Source organism: Microbulbifer harenosus, from assembly GCF_005771435.1.
Classification (GTDB): Bacteria; Pseudomonadota; Gammaproteobacteria; order Pseudomonadales; family Cellvibrionaceae; genus Microbulbifer; species Microbulbifer harenosus.
On sequence record NZ_VANI01000023.1, the window covers coordinates 55,915 to 71,189 of the forward strand.

Annotated in this window: 14 protein-coding genes; 8 read left to right on the forward strand and 6 right to left on the reverse strand. The window is 58.8% G+C overall.

Going from position 1 to position 15,275, the window contains the following annotated elements; genetic code table 11:
* Window positions 1–11: 11 nt before the first annotated feature.
* From FDY93_RS18295 to FDY93_RS18305, 3 genes are all read right to left on the reverse strand, one after another.
* Window positions 12–950, reverse strand: a complete 939-nt coding sequence (locus tag FDY93_RS18295; RefSeq protein WP_138237199.1) for an efflux RND transporter periplasmic adaptor subunit — start codon at window positions 948–950, stop codon at window positions 12–14.
* Window positions 940–2,268 (reverse strand): TolC family protein, encoded by a 1,329-nt coding sequence (locus FDY93_RS18300; RefSeq protein WP_138237200.1) that lies wholly within the window; start codon window positions 2,266–2,268, stop codon window positions 940–942. The genes FDY93_RS18295 and FDY93_RS18300 overlap by 11 nt, the downstream gene beginning before the upstream one ends.
* 67 nt (window positions 2,269–2,335) lie before the next feature.
* Window positions 2,336–2,758 carry a hypothetical protein gene (locus tag FDY93_RS18305; RefSeq protein ID WP_138237201.1) on the reverse strand — a complete coding sequence of 141 codons (423 nt, stop codon included), beginning with the start codon at window positions 2,756–2,758 and terminating at the stop codon, window positions 2,336–2,338.
* A 224-nt stretch (window positions 2,759–2,982) separates the two neighbouring features.
* On the opposite strand from FDY93_RS18305, the gene FDY93_RS18310 reads away from it, so the two are divergent.
* The 5 genes from FDY93_RS18310 to FDY93_RS18330 all read left to right on the forward strand — a co-directional run bounded on the left by FDY93_RS18310 (window position 2,983) and on the right by FDY93_RS18330 (window position 7,647).
* Window positions 2,983–3,702 (forward strand): 4'-phosphopantetheinyl transferase family protein, encoded by a 720-nt coding sequence (locus FDY93_RS18310; RefSeq protein ID WP_138237202.1) that lies wholly within the window; start codon window positions 2,983–2,985, stop codon window positions 3,700–3,702.
* A gap of 120 nt (window positions 3,703–3,822) precedes the next feature.
* The gene (locus FDY93_RS18315) at window positions 3,823–4,242 is read left to right on the forward strand and encodes a hypothetical protein (RefSeq protein ID WP_138237203.1); all 420 of its coding nucleotides are present in this window, start codon (window positions 3,823–3,825) and stop codon (window positions 4,240–4,242) included.
* 161 nt (window positions 4,243–4,403) lie between these two features.
* Window positions 4,404–4,934 carry a DUF411 domain-containing protein gene (locus tag FDY93_RS18320; RefSeq protein WP_138237204.1) on the forward strand — a complete coding sequence of 177 codons (531 nt, stop codon included), beginning with the start codon at window positions 4,404–4,406 and terminating at the stop codon, window positions 4,932–4,934.
* 7 nt (window positions 4,935–4,941) lie between these two features.
* Complete coding sequence (locus FDY93_RS18325) at window positions 4,942–6,852, forward strand: copper resistance system multicopper oxidase (protein WP_138237205.1); 1,911 nt, start codon at window positions 4,942–4,944, stop codon at window positions 6,850–6,852.
* Between the two features lie 12 nt (window positions 6,853–6,864).
* Complete coding sequence (locus FDY93_RS18330; protein WP_246068643.1) at window positions 6,865–7,647, forward strand: copper resistance protein B; 783 nt, start codon at window positions 6,865–6,867, stop codon at window positions 7,645–7,647.
* A gap of 118 nt (window positions 7,648–7,765) precedes the next feature.
* On the opposite strand, the gene FDY93_RS18335 is transcribed toward FDY93_RS18330, so the two are convergent.
* The 3 genes from FDY93_RS18335 to FDY93_RS18345 all read right to left on the reverse strand — a co-directional run bounded on the left by FDY93_RS18335 (window position 7,766) and on the right by FDY93_RS18345 (window position 11,708).
* Window positions 7,766–8,134, reverse strand: coding sequence for a cupredoxin domain-containing protein (locus tag FDY93_RS18335; protein ID WP_138237206.1), 369 nt, complete (start codon window positions 8,132–8,134; stop codon window positions 7,766–7,768).
* On the reverse strand, window positions 8,134–10,419 hold the full coding sequence (locus FDY93_RS18340; protein WP_138237207.1) for a heavy metal translocating P-type ATPase: 2,286 nt from the start codon (window positions 10,417–10,419) through the stop codon (window positions 8,134–8,136). Before FDY93_RS18340 ends, FDY93_RS18335 begins: the two co-directional genes overlap by 1 nt.
* 89 nt (window positions 10,420–10,508) lie before the next feature.
* Entirely contained in the window at window positions 10,509–11,708 is a 1,200-nt protein-coding gene (locus FDY93_RS18345) for a permease (protein ID WP_138237208.1), read from the reverse strand.
* Between the two features lie 166 nt (window positions 11,709–11,874).
* Here FDY93_RS18345 and FDY93_RS18350 point away from each other — a divergent pair, with 166 nt between their 5' ends.
* The 3 genes from FDY93_RS18350 to FDY93_RS18360 all read left to right on the forward strand — a co-directional run bounded on the left by FDY93_RS18350 (window position 11,875) and on the right by FDY93_RS18360 (window position 14,554).
* Window positions 11,875–13,185, forward strand: a complete 1,311-nt coding sequence (locus tag FDY93_RS18350; protein WP_138237209.1) for a DnaT-like ssDNA-binding domain-containing protein — start codon at window positions 11,875–11,877, stop codon at window positions 13,183–13,185.
* The gene (locus FDY93_RS18355) at window positions 13,097–13,750 is read left to right on the forward strand and encodes a replication protein P (RefSeq protein WP_246068644.1); all 654 of its coding nucleotides are present in this window, start codon (window positions 13,097–13,099) and stop codon (window positions 13,748–13,750) included. The genes FDY93_RS18350 and FDY93_RS18355 overlap by 89 nt, the downstream gene beginning before the upstream one ends.
* A 90-nt stretch (window positions 13,751–13,840) precedes the next feature.
* The gene (locus FDY93_RS18360) at window positions 13,841–14,554 is read left to right on the forward strand and encodes an outer membrane beta-barrel protein (protein WP_138237210.1); all 714 of its coding nucleotides are present in this window, start codon (window positions 13,841–13,843) and stop codon (window positions 14,552–14,554) included.
* Window positions 14,555–15,275 lie beyond the last annotated feature (721 nt).

The following is a 15,275-nucleotide window of genomic DNA, read 5'->3' on the forward strand; positions in this document are numbered from 1 at the left end:
GTGCGCCTCCCTCAATGTCCGTGGCCGGCGGCGGACTTTTCCAGCTCCGCCTTCAGCAAATAACTGTTTTCCACCACATAGCGCTCGCCGGGATTTACCCCGCTGCGCACCTCACTGAAGCCCCTGCCGCGCTCACCCAGCTGTAACGTTCGCGCTTCGAACCTGCGCGGTGACGTCTGGACAAAAATCACGATATCGCCGTCGAGTTCCTGCAGCGCGCGATTGTCCACCGCGAGCGCTGCCGGTCCGCTCTCCAGCTGCACGCGCCCTTCCACAAAAATTCCAGGTGTCCAGCGGCCACCTGAGTTTTCCACCAACACCCGCGCGCGGGCGTAGGGCAGACCGTTGCCCGCCGGCACCAGGCTGCGTACTTCACCGCTGAAAGATTCACCGGCAGCAACGATCACGACCGTCTGGCCCGCGTTTATCTGGCGGACGCGCGCGGGAAATACCTGTAGCTCCGCCCACAACTGCGAATAGTCCGCCACCTGGAATAGCACCTGGTCGCTGACGAATTCACCGGGACCCGCGTGCTTGGCGATAACCATGCCGGTAAACGGCGCGCGCAACTGGTACTCGCGCATGCTTTCATTGGAGTGAATGCTGGCAAGCAGCTGGTCTTTTTTGACGGTATCGCCGATATGTACTTTCACCTCCGATACCACGCCGGGATAGCGCGCGCGGATATGGCTGACGGACGTGGGTTCCGGCAACAGCTTTCCGTAGAGCGTCACTTGCTGATCGACCTCACCGGGGCCGGCCAGCGCCGCACCGAGGTCCGCATTGGCAAGCGCCACTTCCGACAGCTCCACCACTTTGATTTCCTCCTCGTGATGATCCTCGTCACTCGCTGTTGTCACGCCGCCCAGCAACAAACATGCGAGGAATAGCAGCGCCGCTACCAGCGCTTTAATACCGCAGCTGCGGTCGTGTTCCTGTTTACTGTTCATGGTTTTTCCCGAATTGTTTTTCCGCGCGCAGTGCGCTGCCGGTGATAAGGGGAGCGGCAGTCAGCTGCTCTATTTCCGCACCGGCAAGCAGCGCGGCGGTGGCTTCGTCGATCAGTGCGCGGCGCGCATCCAGCAGTTCCTCGCGCGCGGCTACCCACTCCTGGTAGCCGTAGCGCCCGGCCAGGTAATAGCGCTCGCTCTCTTCCAGCGCACCGCTCAATGCCGGAATAATTTCCGTCTGCAAGCGGTGCACCGCGGCGATGCTCTGGGCGCGGTTGTTGAACGCGCGATACAACTGGGTGTGCAGATTCAGTTCCGCCGACCGCTGGCGCACGGCGATGCCATCGAACTGTGCCTGCGCCGCGTCAATCCCGCCGCGGGCGCGCTCACCACGCCACAGCGGAATGCTCAGGCCCGCCACCAATGAAGTGCTGTCGGTTTCGCGGCTGCGGCGCACCCCCAGGGCCCAGGCCAGGTCCGCGCTGGCTTCGCTGCGCGCCAGACGCAGCTGCGCCGCATTCAACCGCGCTTCGCTGGCGAAGCGGCTGAGCAGCGGGCTCTGCCGTGCGCGTGCGAAATATTCTTCAAAGTCTCCGGCTGGGCCCGGGCGGTAAAGTTCGCCGCCGGTTACCGAAAACGCCGCAGAGGTCTCCCCCCACATCGCCGCCAGGGCTACCCGCTCGGCCTCCAGTTGCTGCTGGCTGCGCTGCAGCGCCAGCTGAGCCCGAGCCAGCGCGGCCCGTGCGCGCAACAGTTCCATCTGTGGGGCGCCGCCGGCGGCGACGCGGTCCTCCACCCCGTTCACGGCATCCAATGCAAGACGCACGGAAGATTCCGCCAGCGCGGCCAATTCTGTGGTGGAAAGCACCCGTACGTAGCGACGCAACACTTCGCCGAGCAGATCCATGGCCTGGACCTGTCGGTCTGCATCCAGCAGCCTTCGCTCGGCGTTGATCACTTCGCCGCGCGCGCCGCGCTTGCCACCGAGTTCCACCACCGAGGAAATGCCGACAGTGAGTTCCGCATCATCCGCGCCATTGGTACCGGCAGCGTTTTCCAGCTCCAGGTCCAGATTCAGAGCCGGGCGCAGCGCGGCTGTCGCGGCGCGCCCATCCTGTACCCGCTGGCGAAATTCGAAGACTGCGAGCGACGGATGCCGCTCAAGGGTGCGAGCGACGGCCTCGCCCAGAGTCAGTGCCGGCGCTGGTGTGTGTGGTCCGGCAGCCGCGACAAGGCTACTGCCAAAGAAAAGCGCACCGCCGATCAGGCACGCGCGCAGAGTTTTACCCCCGGGTCTGGGAGCAACCGATATGCACATAAAAAATTCCCGAGTTTACAAATCCATGCACACGGCTATCGAAACAGCCGCGCAATTGCGTGAAAACTCAGGCGATGGGAGGGCGATAGCGTGAGGAAATTAATCCGTGGGGGAATCCGGAATCCGCGGCGGCGGACCAACGGTGCCCGCAACTGGCAACGGAGGAATAAAAACCGACGGGCAAGCAGAGGGAAATGGAACTGTGGCAGTGACAGCAGTGGTTGCAGTCCTTGGCGATATCCGGACCGTCGTGGTCGGCGGGCACCAGTTGTAGCAGTGGCTGGCTCTGCTGCTCGCCAGCGGAATGCCCGCTGTGCTGCGGGTGATCCAGGTGCGGGGTACCATCGGCGGCATCCTGGTGCCCGGCGGGCAGATGCTTCGCGGTGGCCTCCAGTTCTCCGTGGCCGTCATAGCAGGCGAGTGCCGACTGAAATACCAGCAGCAGACTCAGCACCAAACCAGACAGTTTCAGGGAACGGAGTTTCAACATTGGTCATCAACAAAAGGCCCACTGGGCCCAATCTGTTATCCACGTTGTTTGTGTGGCGGCCAAGTTAGCAAATTGTGCCGCAAACTACAAAAGCGGGATCACCCGGAAACTGGCGGCGGCAGGCGCCAGGGCTTAGCATTGATGTACAGCAACGTTGAAATCTATTTTTTTGCTCTCAGGCACAACACACGCCAGAAAATGTTATCCACGCAAGCCGGAATATTATGACCTTACCCGCCGTCTGGATTCTCCGCAGAGACGATATTGCACCGGAGAGCGACACCGCCGAGGCGCTCGGCGCCCTACTGTCTGCGGACGAGCGTGTGCGCCAACAGCGTTACCGCGATACCGAGGCACGCCACGGATTTATGCTGAGCCGCGCGCTGCTGCGCAATGTGCTGGGGAAGATCAGCAACCGCGCGCCGGAATCTCTGGTATTTTCCGTGAGCGAAACCGGTAAACCCGCCCTGGATTCAGCGCCGGAGTTGCATTTCAGTCTCAGTCACAGCGGTCAGTGGATTGCGCTGGCCGTGTCCTGTGAGTCGGATATCGGCGTCGACATAGAGCAGCCGCGCAGGCCGCGGGATTTTCTGCGTATCGCCCGTCACTACTTTCACCCGCAGGAGTACGCGCTGCTGGAAACCTCACCGCTGGAATTGCTTCCTGTGCACTTCTACCGCCTGTGGACTATGAAAGAGGCGTTCTTCAAGGCGCGGGGCACCGGCATTTCCGAAGGACTCGGGCGTATCAATCTGGCGGGCTTCCACTTGGGGCAGGGTATTGCCCTGGATGCAGCGATTGAGGACGCCGGTGCTCCGTGGCAATTCAGCTACACCATGCAGCCATTGCCCGACGGCAATCACCTGCATCTGGCGCTGGCCGGGCGCGACCCCGCACTGGGCGAGCTGAGTGTGGAACAGATCCACCGCTGTAGCAGAATTTGATGCGGCGGACCTGGAATCCTATTCTCAACGCGCCTTGTGAACTTCACCGGCGCTTGCGTGGTCAACCGTAAGTCCATACCATTTGACCTCTGTACGTATACCGACGCGCCGCAATTTCACATGTTCAACGCTCTGAAAACCCTGTTGCTGCTCGCTCTGCTCGCCGTTACCGGTGAAGCGGCGGCAGTGCACTGTGGATCCGAAAACGGGCACGAACCACGCAGTGAGATTCAAGTTGCAGAGCAGGCACCGGCGGGTAATCCGCACCATGGCCACACCGAGCCCGTTGCGGCAACGGCAGTTGTGGATAAGTCGGCTCATTGCAGCCACGGCCAGTGCGAAGACACACACACAACCTCCGCACCGCACCAGAATTGCGACGGCAGTTGCAGCTGCTGCCCGGGCCACTGCGCCAATGCGATTCCCGTATCGGCAACGATCGCGGAATTTATTTCCTTCCTCCGCTCCCATACGGCTTACCGGCCGCTGGATTCCACACCTGCGCCGGAGTCCACCATTCGCCCGCCGATCCCGGCCTGATACGGGACAGGTGCGCCCGACGCTGGCGCGTAGTACCTCATTCCCCCCAATCGCTTTTTGCCCGCACAACTTCCACGGTGCCCAGGTATTGGCCGCCGCGCCGAAAACCGCGCGATGCCTGCCCTGCCGAAGCCCCGCATACCCTATTCAGGACCATTGCCATGAAAATCAATCGCAAAACCCGAGGCGCACTGATTGCGTTGCTGCTCGGCGTATTCACCCTCAGCGCCTGCAGCGAGACCGGTCAGAACCCCAAAAATACCGAAGAGCGCGCCACTAACAGCAGCAGTGAAACCATCGCCCTCACCACCTATAAATCCGCCACCTGCGGTTGCTGCAAGCTGTGGGTGGAGCACGCCGGCGAACAGGGATTTACTGTTGATGCACGGGATGTGGATGACCTGAACGGCATCAAGGAGCGCTTCCGGATCGCGCCGGAGTACCAGTCGTGCCACACCAGCGTGTCGGAAAACGACTATGTGTTCGAGGGGCACGTGCCAGCGAAATATATCCGCCAGTTCCTGCAGAACCCGCCGGCCAATGCCCGCGGACTTACGGTACCAGCCATGCCCCTTGGCAGCCCGGGCATGGAAGTGGGCGACCGCTTCACCGCTTACGACATACTGCTGTTGCAAAGCGATGGCAGCCACCGCGTGTATGCACGTATCGACAACCCGCAACAGCAGCACTGAGTCGCCCATGAATAGGTTTTTCGATCCATCAAGCAAGACGCTGCCGGTTTCCCGGCGGCGCTTTGTCACCGGCGTGACAGCAGGCGCCGTCATCGCCGGCCTGCCTGCGGGCAAGAGTTCGGCAGCAGAGGTAGCTGGCCCGCTGCCGCAGGCACTGCGCGGCAACCATTTCGATCTGCACATCAACTACCTGCCGGTGAATTTCACCGGCCGTGCGCGCACAGCGGTGGCGGTCAACGGCAGTGTCCCCGGGCCGGTTCTGCGCTGGAAAGAAGGTGACACCGTCACCCTGAATGTCACCAACCACCTGGCCCACGACACCTCCATTCACTGGCACGGCCTGATCCTGCCGAGCAACATGGACGGCGTGCCCGGGCTCAGCTTCAACGGCATCCGCCCTGGCGAGACGTTCACCTACCAGTTCCCGGTAACGCAGAGCGGCACCTACTGGTACCACAGCCATTCGGATTTCCAGGAGCAGATCGGGCTCTACGGCGCCATCGTGATCGACCCGGCTGCGCCGGACCCGGTGGCCAGCGACCGGGATTACGTGGTACTGCTCAGTGACTGGAGCGACGAATCGCCTCACGATATCTACGCCAAATTGAAGAAAGAGGGCCACTACTACAATCGCCGCCGACGCACCGCCGGCGATCTGTGGGATGAAATCCGCCACAAAGGTGTGGCGCAGACCTGGCGTGACCGCAAGATGTGGAACGAGATGCGCATGTCCGATCGCGACATCTCCGACGTCACCGGATACACCTACACCTATCTGATGAACGGCCAGACCCCAGACGCCAACTGGAGCGCACTGTTCAAGCGCGGAGAAAAAATTCGCCTGCGCATCATCAACGGTGCGGCCATGTCAATTTTCGACATCCGCATCCCGGGGTTAAAGATGACCGTGGTGGCAAGCGACGGCCAGAACATCGAGCCGGTGACCGTGGATGAATTCCGCATCGGTGTGGCGGAAACCTACGATGTGGTGGTGGAGCCGGCCGACGACCGCGCCTACACCCTGTTCGCCCAGACCATTGACCGCAGCGGCTTTGCCCGCGGTACCCTGACCCCGCATCCGGATTTACGCGCGGAGGTGCCCGCCATGGATTACGCCCCGGTACTTACCCACCGGGATATGGGCATGGATCACACCGGCCACGATATGGGTGGTATGGCCGCTATGGATCACAGCAGTCACAACATGGGTGGTATGGATCACAGCGGTCATGACATGGGTGATATGGATCACAGCGCCCACGATATGCGCGGCATGCAGGGCATGGATCACAGCGGGCACGATAGCGACATGGACCACGACCAGCACGCGAGCCACCACATGGCGGGGCGCAACTCGGATCTGGGACGCGCCGGGTTTGGCAGCAACGCGCCGGTCAAACATCACCTCAGCGAGTATGGCCCGGGTGTGGATATGCGCGCGGAAATGCCGGCCAACGGCCTGCACGATCCCGGCATCGGTCTGCGCGATCACCAGACGCGCTATGGTCGCCGCGTGCTCACCTACGGAGATATCCGCAACCTCACCCCCACCATCGACCGGCGCGAACCGGAGCGGGAGATCCAGCTACATCTCACCGGCAACATGCAGCGCTACATGTGGTCCATGGACGGCATCAAATTCAGTGACGCCGAACCGCTGATGCTGAAGTACGGCGAGCGCCTGCGTATCAACCTGGTCAATGACACCATGATGACCCATCCCATCCATCTGCACGGTATGTGGAGCGAGCTGGAAACCGGCGATCCGGACTTTATTCCGCGCAAGCACACGGTTTTGGTACAGCCCGGTTCCACCATTAGTTACCTGGTGACGGCGGATGCCTATGGGCGCTGGGCGTACCACTGCCATCTGCTGTATCACATGCCCGGTATGTTCCGTGAAGTCAGAGTGGTGTGAGGAGCGCTTGCCATGAAAAAAATTCTAACACTCGCTGTGGCGCTGGCTTCGGTCTCGGCCCAGGCGCAACAGGAACACGGCCATCACGACCACCACTCTCGCGAGCCGACATCGGCGATGTCTAACCTGGAGCACGCACCGAATCAGCCGGATCACGTGATGGATCACGAGGTGCTGCTGACCAAAGTTATCATCGACCAGCTGGAGGTCCGTGAACACGACGGCAGCGCGCTGGAAGGTAGCCTTTGGTTTGGCGGTGACTTGAACAAATTGTGGTTGAAAACAGAAGTCGAGCGCGAGAACGGTGAAACCGAAAATGCCGAACTGCAGGCACTGTACAGCCGCGCGGTCGCTCCCTACTGGGATCTGCAGTTAGGCTTGCGCCACGACTTCAAACTGGAAGGCGGCGACAGCAGAAATTGGGCCACCATCGGCCTCAATGGCCTCGCGCCCTATTTTTTTGAAGTGGATTCTGCGCTGTTTCTCGGTGAGGATGGCGACAGCGCACTGCGCCTGGAGGCCGAGTACGAGCTGCTGCTCACCCAACAGTGGATTCTGAGCCCGGAAATTGAAATAAATTTCTACGGCCAGAATGATCCCGGCACCAACACCGGTTCCGGACTTTCCGACATCGAAGCGGGGTTGCGGTTGCGCTATGAATTCACTCCACAGTTTGCTCCCTATATCGGGGTCAACTACGAGAAAAAATTCGGCAATACCGCGAACTTTTTACGTGTAGAGGGAGAGGTCATCAGCGAAACCACCTGGGTGATCGGGCTTCACGCCTGGCTCTGAACCGCTGCGCCATCACCTTCAACAGCCAATGGAAATTCAGGAAAACGCTCAACATTCACTTTTCCAGTGAGCACTGTTGGCGCGTTTTCCGGAATTCCACAATGTGCTGAAGGGAAATTTATTCAACCAGCAGAGTTCCACGATACATCTGCATCTGGCAGTGGAAAGGATATTCTCCCGATTCCGTCGCGGGGATTTTCACCGGTGTTTCCTCATTCACTGCCAGCTGCGCACTCACTTCCAGATCAGGGAAAAGCACCCATTCCGCACAGGGCGTGGGATCCTGGCGGTAAAAGTGCAATGTCACGGCCTCGCCCGCTTTTATACGAATACGGTCCGGCTCGTACACACCGTCGCGCGCCACAATGCGCAATTTATCTTGTGCCTCCACTGCCTTGGACTGGTGTCGTTTCGGCGCCAGCCAAAACCACCAGACGATGCCCGCAATCAAGCCAAGCCCAAGCAGGTTCACCAGAATATCCAACATTATTTGGCCTCCTCACTATTGCCCGCAACCGATGAGGGTTTGAACAAGCGCAGGCGGTTCGCGTTGCTGACAACAGTAACCGATGAAAATGCCATCGCCGCACCGGCAATGACCGGGCTGAGCAGCATTCCGGTAAGTGGATAAAGTGCACCGGCAGCAATCGGAATACCTAGCGTGTTATAGATGAAGGCACCGAACAGATTCTGCTTGATATTGCGCAGCGTAGCCTTGGACAGTTCGATGGCATCGGCAACTCCGTGCAGCGAGGAGCGCATGAGTGTAACGTCGGCGGTTTCAATCGCCACGTCGGTACCGGCACCCATAGCAAAACCGACATCCGCGCGGGCCAGAGCTGGCGCATCGTTGATACCGTCGCCGGCCATACCCACGCGGGCGCCCTTCTGCTGCAACTCGCCGACAATTTTTTCCTTGTCTTCCGGCAGAAGGTCCGCGTGCACTTGCTCTATTCCAAGCTGCCTAGCGACGGCTTCCGCGGAGGCCCGATTGTCGCCCGTCAACATTTCGATACGGAGTCCAAGCCTTTTCAGACGCGCGACCGCCTCTTTCGCGTCCTCCCGAATGGGGTCAGCAACCGCAATCACGCCGGCCAGCTTGCCGTCCACTGCGGCATACATGGCAGTGCGCCCTTTTGCGGACAATGCCTCGGCACACGCCTGCCACCTCCCCAGTTCGATATGTTCACGCACCATCAACTTGCGATTGCCTAGCAGTATTTGCTGACCGTTTACCCTGCCGCTCACGCCGTGGGCAGTGACGGCCTCGAAATCCTCGGCGTCGTACAGGTCCAGTTTTCTGTCCCGGGCGGCGTCGACAACCGCGTCCGCCAGCGGGTGCTCCGATCGGCGCTCCAGGCTTGCGAGCAGCGACAGCAGCTCGTCAGCATCGCCATCGGTTTCTATATCGGTCAGTTTCGGTGCACCTTCGGTGAGGGTACCGGTCTTATCCACCAACAGGGTTGTCAGGTCGCTCGCCTGCTGCAGCGCCTTGCCGTTGCGCACCAGAACGCCATGCTCGGCTCCCTTGCCCACACCGACCATGACCGACATGGGAGTGGCGAGCCCCAGCGCACAAGGACAGGCAATAATCAGCACGGAGGTTAGTACCACCAGCGTATGCGCAGCCCGCGGGTCGGGGCCCCAATTGAACCAGAAAAGTGCGGCGATGATCGCAAAGACCATGACCGCAGGGACAAAAATCGAGGAAATAGTGTCGGCGAGTCGCGCGATGGGTACCCGCGAACTCTGGGCGTTTTTCACCATTTCGATGATCTGGGCAAGGCGGGTTTCGGCGCCGACTTTTTCCGCTTCAAACAGCAGGCTGCCATTTTTGTTGAGGGTGCCGGCGCTGAGGTTATCGCCCTTATCTTTTTTTACCGGCAGTGGTTCACCGGTAAGCATGGATTCATCGACGGTGCTACTGCCCTCCAGGATGCGTCCATCCACCGGAATTTTTTCTCCTGGGCGCACGCGCAGACGATCGCCGACCTGCACTTCTTCCAGTGGAACATCCACTTCCTCACTATCGCGCACAACCCGCGCTGTAGCGTCCTGCAATTGCAGCAGTTTTTCCACTGCGGCACTTGTGCGTCCGCGGGCGCGCACTTCCAGCGCCTGCCCGAGGTTGATCAGGCCGATGATCATGGCGCTCGCTTCAAAATACACATGGCGTGCGGATTCCGGCAGTAGCTGTGGAAGCGCGACAACTACCATGGAGAACAACCACGCGGTGCCCGTACCCAGCGCCACCAGAGTGTCCATGGTTGCGCTGTGGTGGCGGAATGCTCGCATGGCACCGGAAAAGAAATGCCCGCCACAAAAAATCAGCACGGCCAGTGTTGCCAGCCCCACAAGCCCCCAAGCCAGCTGCTGGGTTGCAGAACCAACCCCCATATCCCCGGTGATCAGCCCCCAGACCATCAGCGGAACACCCAGCCCCAGTGCCAGCGCGCAGCGCCACAGTAACTGGTGATAATGCTGCAGCTGTTCCTCCCGCTGCCGTTCACGCAATTCCCGCGCGCTGGTGTGTACCACCTCCGCGCCGTAACCTGCGGCCTCCACTGCCGCGGCAACGTCGGCGGCGTCAGCTTTACCCTGTATCGCAAGTGTCCTGTCCGCAAGATTGACGGTGGCCATCTCGACCCCGGACACCTGCCTTACGGCGCGTTCAATTTTCCCCACACAGCCCGCGCAATTGACGCGCTGCAGGTTAAACACCAGTCTTTCCGTATCGAACTTTTGAGAGGACGCGTTGCTGCTATCAGCCATCTTTGTCTCCAGTACCAGGAATCATCGCGACATGGTAAAACCCGGCCCCTGGGGTAAGGCAACCTGTTTGGGTAACTTGTTTCGGTAATTTAGGTCGGCAACAGTGCGCCGATCATCAACCAGGCCAAAGCCAACAGCGCGAGTGCAAGTAGAATTTTATCGCTCAACTTGTCCGTACTGAGCGAGGGAAGCCCTTTACAGCGAATTCGCCAGGTAAAAAAGAACGCACTGATCGCAAGAAATACTGCATTGAGGAACAGCGTGTAATCGAATTTGAAAAACTCCCGCTTGGATATGCCCTTGCCACTGCCAGACTGAGGTAACAGGTCCAGTGCCATAAACCCGTAATGCAGCAGCAGGGCCGTAGCTACCAGAATGCAGAGGAACACAAACAGAATATACAGTGCCATTTTCCAGCCATAGTACTGCGCCTGGATACGCAACACCGGCAACACCACCAGGTCGCTGAAAATGAACGCCATGATGCCGGCAAACGCGACGCCGCTGTCGAACAACACTGCAGCCAGGGGAATATTCCCCATAGAACCAATGAAGGTAAAAAAAGCGGCGACCGGCCCGACCAGGCATTGCAACAATATCTGCCAGAATGCCGGTTCGCTTTCTCCTGAACCGACAAATAGCGCCTGGAAAAATGTACTGGGCACGAATGCGGCAATAATGCCGGCAACCGTGAAGCCGATGGTGACGTCTTTCCACACCATCTTCCATTCCATCACGAATCGTTCCGCTACCTGCCGCCAGCCTTCAGCACTGCGGATCAATTCACGCCAGTCCGGGATTTCGGCGTCGTCGGTTTGATCTTCTGTCGCACGCGCCCGTTCCCTGGCCTTTTTTACCAGTGCCTTTGGCCGGGTGACACGCACCAGCAGCCACATCAGCAGGATCAGCACCAGGCCACCCAGATACTCACCCACCACAAACTGCCATCCCAGAAATATCGCAATTACGATGCCCAGCTCTATGACTAGATTGGTGGAGGCGAGTAGAAAAGCCAGTGAGGGCACCAGCCCTGCGCCTTTGGCAAATAGAGCTCGGGTAGTCGCCAATGCGGCAAATGAACAGGAACTGGAGATGAACCCGAACAGGGTGGCGAGACCGACGCTCCTTGCACCGGCCTCGCCCATCTGTTCACGCATACGCTGGCGGGTAACAAATACCTGGATCGCACTGCTGATCAGGTAACCCAGAGCAAAGGCCCAGAACGCCGTCCAGAACAGTCCGAGGGTCGTGACCGCGGCCTCATGCCATGTCTCAATAAATTCATCCACTGTGTATTGCTCGTCCCAGACTTGCGACCTGTTCCGGCACACGCCAGCGACGCGGCCCCGTATATGGTCAGTCTAGTGAAGCTCGCTAAAATGCCTGCGGCCAGCTGGTCACAGCAGCAGCGGACGCAGCCGCGCGCCCCCGCTGCAGGGGTGGTAGAATCGCGCCATGACAGATACCCTTATTCCGGAAAGACCCCTGTGCATATCACCCTCTCTGGCCACCAGGTTTGGCCTGGAGGAAGCGGTGTTGTTGACTGCACTGGGGGATCTGCTGCCTTTTTTATCCGTGGATTCACATCCCGGACGCGACTGGTATACGGCAGAGGGTTCTCAACTGCAGGCCCTGCTGCCCTTCTGGCAGCCGGCGGATATTCAGCGTGTGGCCACGAGCCTGCGCAATCAGGGGGCCATTCTTCTCGGGGCCGCACCATTTGGTAGTAGCGAGTTACTGAAGTTCGCCCTGCCGGTGCGTGGCTCTGAGCACGCGGAGCGTACATCCCCCTATCCCGCGACGCGCAGCGCCAACCTTATCGGCCCCAATTGGCGGCCCGATGCAGAAACCCAAGCGCGCATCGCGCAGCTCGGCATTCCCGAACACTTTATGCGGGAGCAATTGCCGGAATTCGTTACCTATTGGCGGGACCGCGGTGAGAGTCGCCACTCGTTTGGCGCGCTGTTCCTGAAACAGGTCAAGAACAAGTGGGAAGCTTTCCGGGCAACCCAGGGTCGCAAACAGCCTCTGAGTGAGGACTGGCACCCCGATCACGATACCCTCAACAAGCTGGCCGATGAGGGGGTTCCGAGTACATTTGTACGGCGGTGCCTGCAGCGCTTTGTGGAATACCATCGCAACAGTGGTAAGCAATCCGTTTCCTGGGATCTGGAATTCAACGACTGGGTAATGGAAGACTGGGAAAAGCAGGAAGCGCCATTTATCGAAAAGCGCAAACCGGAACCCATGACCCGCGATTGGCAACCCAGTGAACACACCTGGGAACAGATGCGTCGCCTTGCAATCAATCCGAACTTTGCCGCGGAACTACTGCCGGAGTTCATCTATAAATGGCTTGAGCGCGGCGGACACAGCGCACGCTGGGGTGAACTGTTTATCGAGTATGCCCGTGTAGAATGGGCTTACTACTGCCAGGGTATTGAAAAAAATCCCGTCGCCAAACCGATTGCCCGCAACTGGCAACCATCAAGCGATTGCCTCGGGCACTTAATGAATCAATGTGAGATCGACCGCGAATTTGTCCTGGGACTGGTGCCCGAGTTCCGCCTCTATTGGCGCGAACAGGGTGGCGCGCGCAAAAGCTGGGATGCAGTTTTTGTGCGCCATGCGCGCTACCAGTGGGCCGAGCGCAACAAATTCGCAATAGGACAGCATCATGGCCAACAACACGAAACCGGGCACTCAGGTAACCAGCGCACAAGAGACACCTCAGTCTGGGACATCGTCACAGACACAAACTGGTAATCCTGAGCTGGAAGCGCGCAAGCGCGCGCTGAACGAAGTATTTGGTCTACTTAAACTCGGTTACCACAACCAGTTCAATGCGGCTTTTCCTGACGTGCAGACGTTGAACCACGCCAAACGATTGTGGCTCGAGTCCTTGGCCGGTTTCTCGCCGGAAGAAATGGTCGCGGGCGCCAAGCGTGCCATCAAGCAGAGTGAGTATTTACCCACAGTGCACAAGATGCTGCAGTTCTGCGCCGAGGGTGACAACGGGCTGCCGGATCCCCGCGCCGCTTACCGCGAGGCGTGTAATGCCCCCAGCCCCAAGGCAAATCACAAATGGAGCCATCCGGCGGTCTATCATGCCGGACGCGCCGCCGACTGGTTCTTTCTTGCCAACAATCCAGAGTCGTCGGCATACCCGGTCTTCGCCAGCCACTACAAGAAAATCTGTGAGCGTCTGATGGCCGGGGAAAACCTGCCGGCACCATCGCAGACTCAACTGGAACACCAGCCTTCAAAGCCCCTTTCAAAAGCCGAAAACGCCAAGAAGTTGGCGGAATTACGTGCGCAGTTGAAAATATGATAGCTTGATGCCGGTGCACTTCTGGCACCGGCTCTCTTTGCAGGAGTTTCGCAGAGACAACATCATTCAAACCCAACAGCAGGTATTGCCATGGTCAGGCCCACCCTTCTGCTTGTTGTACCCGCCGCACTGCTGGCTAATGCCGCCAGCGCCGACTTCTACTCGCACCAATACGGTGGTATCGCGCTATTCACCAGCGAACTCAACGGTTTCTGCGCCCAAGGCCGCGACTTCGTCGGCCGGCTGAATTTTGAGAGCCAACAGGCCAGCACTTCCGGCTGTGAACAAACCAATCCGGGTCTGAAACTGTATGGTGGATGGCAGTGGAGTCCCTACCTCGCCATTGAGGCTGACTTCAGGCAGGTTGCCGAGGGCGATCTGCATTTTGACGTGAGCAACCCTCAGACCCCCTATCTGTCTGTTCGGGACCGGGTTACGACCCGTATGGGGAACGCCTTTATTGTCGGGCACCTCCCTCTCGGCAGAGACGGTTTCAGCATGTTCGGGAAACTGGGCGGTGGCTTCTGGTTGAGCCAGATTACCGAGTACCAAAATGGTGAAGCCATTTTTCTGGTACGCATGGAAGATGGTAGCGTCGAGGAGCTCTCCATTCCTGTGTCGGGAAAATTCAGCGACAACGCCAGTGGCTTTCACTGGGGTTATGGCGGCGGGATCAGCTACAGCCACCGCAACAGCTGGACAATCCGCGCCGAGTGGGAGCTTTTCCCTGAAATCGGCTCGCAAGACTTTCGCGCTGAATACGATGTGCAGACAACTTCGCTGGGATGGAGCATGCATTTCTAGTATTTGCCGTGAAGACACGAGTGTTTATGACCATGTCCCATTTCCGCGATATCACTTACGTGTACCTGTAAACATTTGATTTTGCTGCTCTTTTACCGCTTGTGCACAAAAGTATTACGCACAGAAACATTGGATAGAGTTGGGGATAAGCTTGGGATTTTGGCGCTGAACCGCGTCATTACGGGGCCCCTGACCATCGGTTAAAAAAGCAACGGCTGCACTTTCCGGTTTGTCGCCACGAATGTGAAAAATCAGACGACCTTTAATCCACATATTGTCAGCACCGTGTGTCTACCCTGTATCAAAAAATTGATTTCTTTAGGTTTTTATCTCTTATCCACAGGTGCTTTACTCACAGAAACACTGGACAGAGCTGGGGATAAGTTTGGGATATTGAGGCTGAAGCCCGTGGTTGCTGGGGTTGGGGAGGCGTTTAAAAAAGCGTCGGTGGTGAGCGGGTAATTGAGCGGTAATAAAAAGGCCCTGAGCGCGTTGGCGGTCAGGGCCTTTTTGGTTTTGATCCGGGCCTGTGCTGGCGGGGAGAGCGATGACCTACAGTGGGTGGCGAGCGGTGCTCGCCATCGCGGTGCGCTGCGAGGTCGTGGGAGGAGTTCATCGTATCCAAAATAAAAAAAGGGCCACCCGTTTGGGTGGCCCTTTCTTTTATTTAGAAGCCTGACGATGACCTACTCTCACATGGGGAAACCCCACACTACCATCG